We start from the raw sequence: 5,228 nt of genomic DNA, 5'->3' as shown, positions 1-5,228 counted from the left end.
GACTTGTTGTATTGAGGCCAGTTGGTGATGGGGGGCAGCGATATGCCCATGGTGCAGATCGGCAAGGGAGAGGGTAGTGATCAGATCGTTGCTCCATCAGCCAGTTCCCTTCAAGCGGCACCGAGTTTGGCAACGATGCCTCGTTAGTGGCAGTTACCCCCACTGCTCTAGGTGATGCGCTGAGGCTAGCGAGGGGTTATGACATGGACCACTGATAGTCAAAAACCCGAGCGCGCTCCCAAGGGGCATCGGGCTGGTTAGAAGAGAGCCCCGCATATTTGCCCACATCATCCACCACGATAGCGGTAAGGATGGGCAGATTGTGTTCGGTGCAGTGCATCCGTATCCGCAGCAGCAGGGTGCGTAACTCGTCCTGACACTGCTCGAGTCCAACCAGTTTGGCTAGTTTGGAGTAGCGAATGGGGGTCCGATCCTGCGCAGCGTCGACCAGAATGTCCCACAAGGGGGAGTTGCAGGTTGTGGCGGTGGTTTGGTTGGTCATCACATTCTCCGGCGCGATAGACGTGCTGTTGTGCTGCCCATCTTGGCGAGTTCACCTAACCCGCATCTTGATCTATCACAAAAAATGCTGATTTTTTGTCTATATGCAAATTAATATTTAGTTATAAGAAATTTTGTTGGTTTTAAATTCTTTTTATTGTTTACTTTTTAGTGTTAAAAACTAAAGAATGCCGTTTGATTCCTTTTTGTTGATAAGGATCAAACGTGTTGAACCACTAGCGCTCTAGATTGCCCTCCTCATTTATCTGATTGGCCCATTTCTTTGTTGCTGATGGCGTTGGTTTAGTGGCTGGCCCAGCTGCTATGTGAGCCGCTGCCCCACGCTGGCGCATCAGCTGTTCGGACATTGAGCGGCGAGCTCATCATGATGCCGCGGCGGGGTAATTTCACTCGCTGCTGTTGCAGTGAGTGTGCACCAGTACCGCCCCATTTCCTCTGTGGCTCACGGCGCCTTTGCGTGGACCGTTTTATGGAGAAGAGCATGACCTATCTGAATAACCCGTTTTCCTTAGCGCGCTATCTGACCGATCTTGCCCCGCTGATCAATCTCGATTGCGGCACCCGCACTCCTGCCGGGGTAGCGAAGGTGGCTGACATCATGACCGAGAAATATCAGGCGCTTGGTTGGCAGGTGATCCGTCACCAGTTCGCCCGTGAGTGCGGGCCTTGCCTTGAGATCACCAATGCACCGGGGGCAGCGCGTTACGATGTGATGCTGGTAGGGCATATGGATACGGTTTTCCCACCAGGCACGGCGGCCAAGCGGCCACTGAGAGTCGAAGGCCATCAGGCGTTTGGCCCAGGTGTGTCGGACATGAAAAGTGGCCTGCTCTCTACCTGGTATGCCTTGCAGGGGATGGACCCAGCGCTGTTAGCCAAGCTGAAGGTACTGGTTTGCTGCAACTGTGATGAGGAGATCGGCTCCCCTTGGTCAAAAAACTGGTTGGTGGAGAAAGCCAAGCAGAGTGGCTGTGTGCTGGTTGCAGAGGCCGCCCGCCCCAGCGGGGAGCTTATCAGTGCTCGCAAGGGGAATGCCAAGTACCGCATCACCTTCCACGGTAAAGCAGCTCACTCCGGATCGGCACTGGCTGAAGGGGTCTCGGCCATCACTGAGCTGGCGCACTGGGTACTGGCCATCAATGAACAGGTCAATATGGCGACAGGCACCACCATGAACGTAGGGATCGTACAGGGGGGAACCGGCGTTAACGTGGTGCCTGATTTCGCCGAAGCGATCGTCGATCTGCGTTTTTGGAGCAATGAAGAAGCGGCGGCAGTGGATGATCGGCTTCGTTTTATGGCCAACAACCCCTTTATCCGTGGCTGCCTAGTTGAAGTCGATCGCCAGAGCGTTAAGCCGGCAATGCGGCCGAGTGGTGACACCGAGGCGCTGATGACGCTAGTGGCTGCGGCAGGGCAAGAAGAGGGCATCAACATTAGCTGGCTGGAGGCGGGTGGCGGTTCGGATGCTAATTTTACCGCTGCCGCAGGGGTGCCGTCCTTAGATGGTTTTGGTCCCATGGGCGGCGGTTGCCATTCGGAGGCTGAGTTCCTGCTGCTCGATAGCATTGAACCACGGATCCGGTTGCTGCAGCGGGTGTTGGCTCGGTTGATCCCTTAAACGCTGCCCTCAGGGTTATGTCACTTGTCCAGGCTGCTCCTGCCTCGTGCTTGTCATCCTCGGGTAAGTGTTGTGCGCTGTATGTGACTCGTTTGACGGCGAAATCCTGCTGCAGGATCAGTGTGTTGCCAAGGGGTTTGCGGGAGAGTGACAGGCCAGTCGCACCACAAATTAACACGGGTCCGTAGACCCGTGTTAGCTGAGGCCTGCTTAGCGGCGGGCCGCCTTGACCGCCAGCCCCAGCTGCCACACCGCCATGGCATAGTGGGTGCTGTGGTTATAGCGGGTGATGGTGTAAAAGTTGGGCAAGCCATACCAATATTGATAGCGATTACCGACATCTAAACGCAGCAGACTCGCTTCCTGATGGTTTGCCACGCTAGCGCTTGGGGTTAGCCCCGCACGGCGCAAGGTAGCGATCGGATAGCGGGTTTGAAAGCCATGCTCATAGCCGGGTAACTGGCCCTGACCGCGCACCGCCACCGCTTGCCCCTTCTGCCAGCCGTGGGCCTTGAAGTAGTTAGCGACGCTGCCGATGGCATCTACGGGGTCCCACAGATTGGTGTGGCCATTGCCGTCAAAATCCACCGCATAGCGTTGGAAGCTCGATGGCATAAACTGGCCATAGCCCATGGCTCCGGCATAGGAACCTGTCGGTTCCGTAGGATCGAGCCCCTCGTCCCGCGTCATCACCAGAAACGACTCCAATTCACCAGCAAAGAACTCGGCCCGACGGGGATAGTCAAAGGCCAACGTGGCCAGCGCATCCAGAATCCGGGTCTTGCCCATCACTCGGCCCCAGCGGGTTTCGACCCCAATAATACCGACGATGATCTCGGGGGGGACGCCATAAACCTGCTCCGCTCGGCTTAGCTCGCTGGCATATTCACGCCAGAAATTGACGCCATTTTGCACGTTGTCGGGGGTAATGAATTTGGCGCGGTAGCGATTCCAAGCACCATTTGGGCCGCTTGGTTGACCTGAACTCGGTGCTTGGGCATCCATCAGCCGGATGATCCAGTCGTAACGCTCTGCTTGTGCCAGCACTTGTTGCAGGCGGGCATGGTTAAAGCCGTGCTTAGTCACCATGCGCTGAACAAACTGGTCCACATTAGGGCGATTGTTGAAATCCCCAGTACTGACAATCTGGCGATTTACTGGTTGGGAAACGTTTTTTTCCGGTACAGGCTGATTGATAAACGCACTTTTGAATGGTTTTGGCGTGGTCACTGGTTCAGGTGTGCTGCTGCAGCCTCCAACCAACGGAAACACAGAGCAAGCAAGTAGACAGACAAGGCGACGCATTAAGGTTCTCAAGAGCCTAAAAAAGAGTGTCGCCATGGTAAAACATTGCCGCCTATGCGCAAGTGTCAGGTTAAGGCAGCGCGATAATCCGTTACTGCTCAATACTGCGCAAGGTGTGGTAGCCGCTCCAGAGCCGAGTCAGGGTGGTGATGAGGCAGAGCAGGGCAAAACCGTAGGCGAGCGGGGCGAAGGCGGCGGGCCACAGGCACATCAGCACAAACAGGGCGATGGTTTCGCTCCCCTCGGTGAGGCCACCCAAATAGTAGAGGGACTTGTGGTGATAGACCGGATTGTCGATGCCCCGCTTGCCCGCCATGATGGCAAACGCCAGAAAGCTCGACCCTGTGCCCATAAAGGCAAACAGCAGGGTGGCGGCAGGCAGCGCGTTGGTGGGGGCGGCGAGAGCAAAGCCCAGCACCACGGCGGCGTAGAAAATAAAGTCGAGCGTGATGTCGAGAAAGCCGCCGCAGTCGGTGATGCCGGTTTCCCGCGCCACGGCGCCGTCGAGCCCATCCAGCAAGCGGTTAAGCAGGATGGCCACGAGTGCCCACTGATAGCAGCCAAAGGCCAGCAGCGGCAGCGCCAGCATACCGATGGCAAAGCCGGTGAGGCTCACTTGATTGGCACTGACCCCGGCGCGACAGAGCGGTTTGGCGAGCTGGGTGAGGGGGCTGCGGATCACGGGGATCAGATGGCGGTCAAACAAGATGAATACTCCTTGGTGATGAAATAAGGGTTAACAACGATTTTCGGTGAGGTGAAGGATGGTGCTCGGCGCATCCTCTTCGTCGTGGGTCACCAGAATGGCGGGGATGGCCAGCGCCTTGATCTGGGCGAACACCAGCTGGCGAAAGGCGGCCCGCAGCGGCTTGTCGAGGCGGGAGAAGGGCTCGTCCAGCAGCAGTGCATCAGGCTCGGCCAGCAGCGCCCGCAGCAGACTGACTCGTGCCCGCTGACCCCCAGACAGCCGCTGTGGCAGCTTGTCAGCCTGATCCGCCAGCGCGACCTGTGCCAATGCGGTCAGCGCCTTTTCCCGCCGTGCGTGTTTCCCCTTGATGGTTGCAGGCATGCCGAACATCAAATTCTCCGCCACCGTCAGATGGTCAAACAGCAGGTCATCCTGAAACAGCATGCCGATGCGCCTCGCTTGCGCAGGCAAGGTGTTGAGTGGCCGCTCGCCGAGCCTTACCTTCCCCTCCAGCCGGATCGGGCCGCTCCCCGTCAGCGTGCCGGGCAGTACCCCCGCCAGCCCTGCCAGCAGGGAGCTTTTACCGCAACCGCTGGGCCCCATCAGGGTTAACACCTCGCCGGGGGCCACCTGCAGGGCAGGCAGCGAAAGCAGCAGATTCTCATCAAGGTAAAGTCGAAGAGGCGTGGTGCTCAGCATATGGCTGTTTCCATCATCAGAGTTCATCGTGAGCCGCTCCCCCTGAGCGCCGGATTGAGCGCCGGATTGATCCGCGCTGGCAGCCAGAGCGCCAGCAGATAGATAACGAGTGGCAACAGCAGTTGCAGCAGGCCGTAGAGCCCCGCCAGCCGCCGGTTGAGGCCACTGCCGATGGCCACCGCCTCGGTGGTGATGGTGACCACCCTGCCTGCGCCAAACAACAGGGTCGGCAGATACTGGGCCAAACTCACCGCCGCCCCGACGCTGAAGGCAAACAGCAGCGGGCGCGCCAGCAGCGGCGCTTTCACTTGCCACCAGGCTCGCCATGGCGTTGCCCCCAGCAGCAGGGCGCTCTGGGTGATCCGTGGATCGAACTGGCGATAGGGGCCGTGC

Annotated in this window: 5 protein-coding genes and 1 pseudogene; 1 reads left to right on the top strand and 5 read right to left on the bottom strand. The window is 58.2% G+C overall.

Going from position 1 to position 5,228, the window contains the following annotated elements; all coding sequences use genetic code 11:
* Window positions 1–196 precede the first annotated feature (196 nt).
* Window positions 197–502 carry a hypothetical protein gene (locus tag CUC53_RS02860; RefSeq protein WP_100292764.1) on the bottom strand — a complete coding sequence of 102 codons (306 nt, stop codon included), beginning with the start codon at window positions 500–502 and terminating at the stop codon, window positions 197–199.
* Between the two features lie 501 nt (window positions 503–1,003).
* On the opposite strand from CUC53_RS02860, the gene CUC53_RS02855 reads away from it, so the two are divergent.
* Window positions 1,004–2,143, top strand: a complete 1,140-nt coding sequence (locus CUC53_RS02855) for a M20 family metallopeptidase (protein WP_100292763.1) — start codon at window positions 1,004–1,006, stop codon at window positions 2,141–2,143.
* Window positions 2,144–2,353: 210 nt separating this feature from the next.
* Here the strand turns inward: CUC53_RS02855 and mltB are convergent, their stop codons facing one another.
* The 4 genes and pseudogenes from mltB to CUC53_RS02835 all read right to left on the bottom strand — a co-directional run.
* Window positions 2,354–3,448 (bottom strand): lytic murein transglycosylase B, encoded by a 1,095-nt coding sequence (mltB, locus tag CUC53_RS02850; protein WP_100292762.1) that lies wholly within the window; start codon window positions 3,446–3,448, stop codon window positions 2,354–2,356.
* Window positions 3,449–3,539: 91 nt separating this feature from the next.
* Entirely contained in the window at window positions 3,540–4,154 is a 615-nt protein-coding gene (locus CUC53_RS02845; RefSeq protein ID WP_100292761.1) for a CDP-alcohol phosphatidyltransferase family protein, read from the bottom strand.
* A 30-nt stretch (window positions 4,155–4,184) separates the two neighbouring features.
* Window positions 4,185–4,835, bottom strand: a complete 651-nt coding sequence (locus CUC53_RS02840; protein ID WP_100292765.1) for an ATP-binding cassette domain-containing protein — start codon at window positions 4,833–4,835, stop codon at window positions 4,185–4,187.
* A gap of 23 nt (window positions 4,836–4,858) precedes the next feature.
* A pseudogene (locus CUC53_RS02835) lies at window positions 4,859–5,228 on the bottom strand (ABC transporter permease); the annotation flags it as partial.

Source organism: Aeromonas cavernicola, from assembly GCF_002795305.1.
GTDB lineage: Bacteria > Pseudomonadota > Gammaproteobacteria > Enterobacterales > Aeromonadaceae > Aeromonas > Aeromonas cavernicola.
The sequence above is the reverse complement of the archived record's forward strand: the minus strand, read 5'-3'. Positions and strand labels throughout refer to the sequence as shown.

Excerpts from the sequence above, each read along its gene's own strand:
- CUC53_RS02840 (WP_100292765.1), bottom strand. The coding sequence starts at position 4,835 with ATGCTGAGCACCACGCCTCTTCGACTTTACCTTGATGAGAATCTGCTG.
- CUC53_RS02855 (WP_100292763.1), top strand. The coding sequence starts at position 1,004 with ATGACCTATCTGAATAACCCGTTTTCCTTAGCGCGCTATCTGACCGAT.
- mltB (WP_100292762.1), bottom strand. The coding sequence starts at position 3,448 with ATGCGTCGCCTTGTCTGTCTACTTGCTTGCTCTGTGTTTCCGTTGGTT.
- CUC53_RS02860 (WP_100292764.1), bottom strand. The coding sequence starts at position 502 with ATGACCAACCAAACCACCGCCACAACCTGCAACTCCCCCTTGTGGGAC.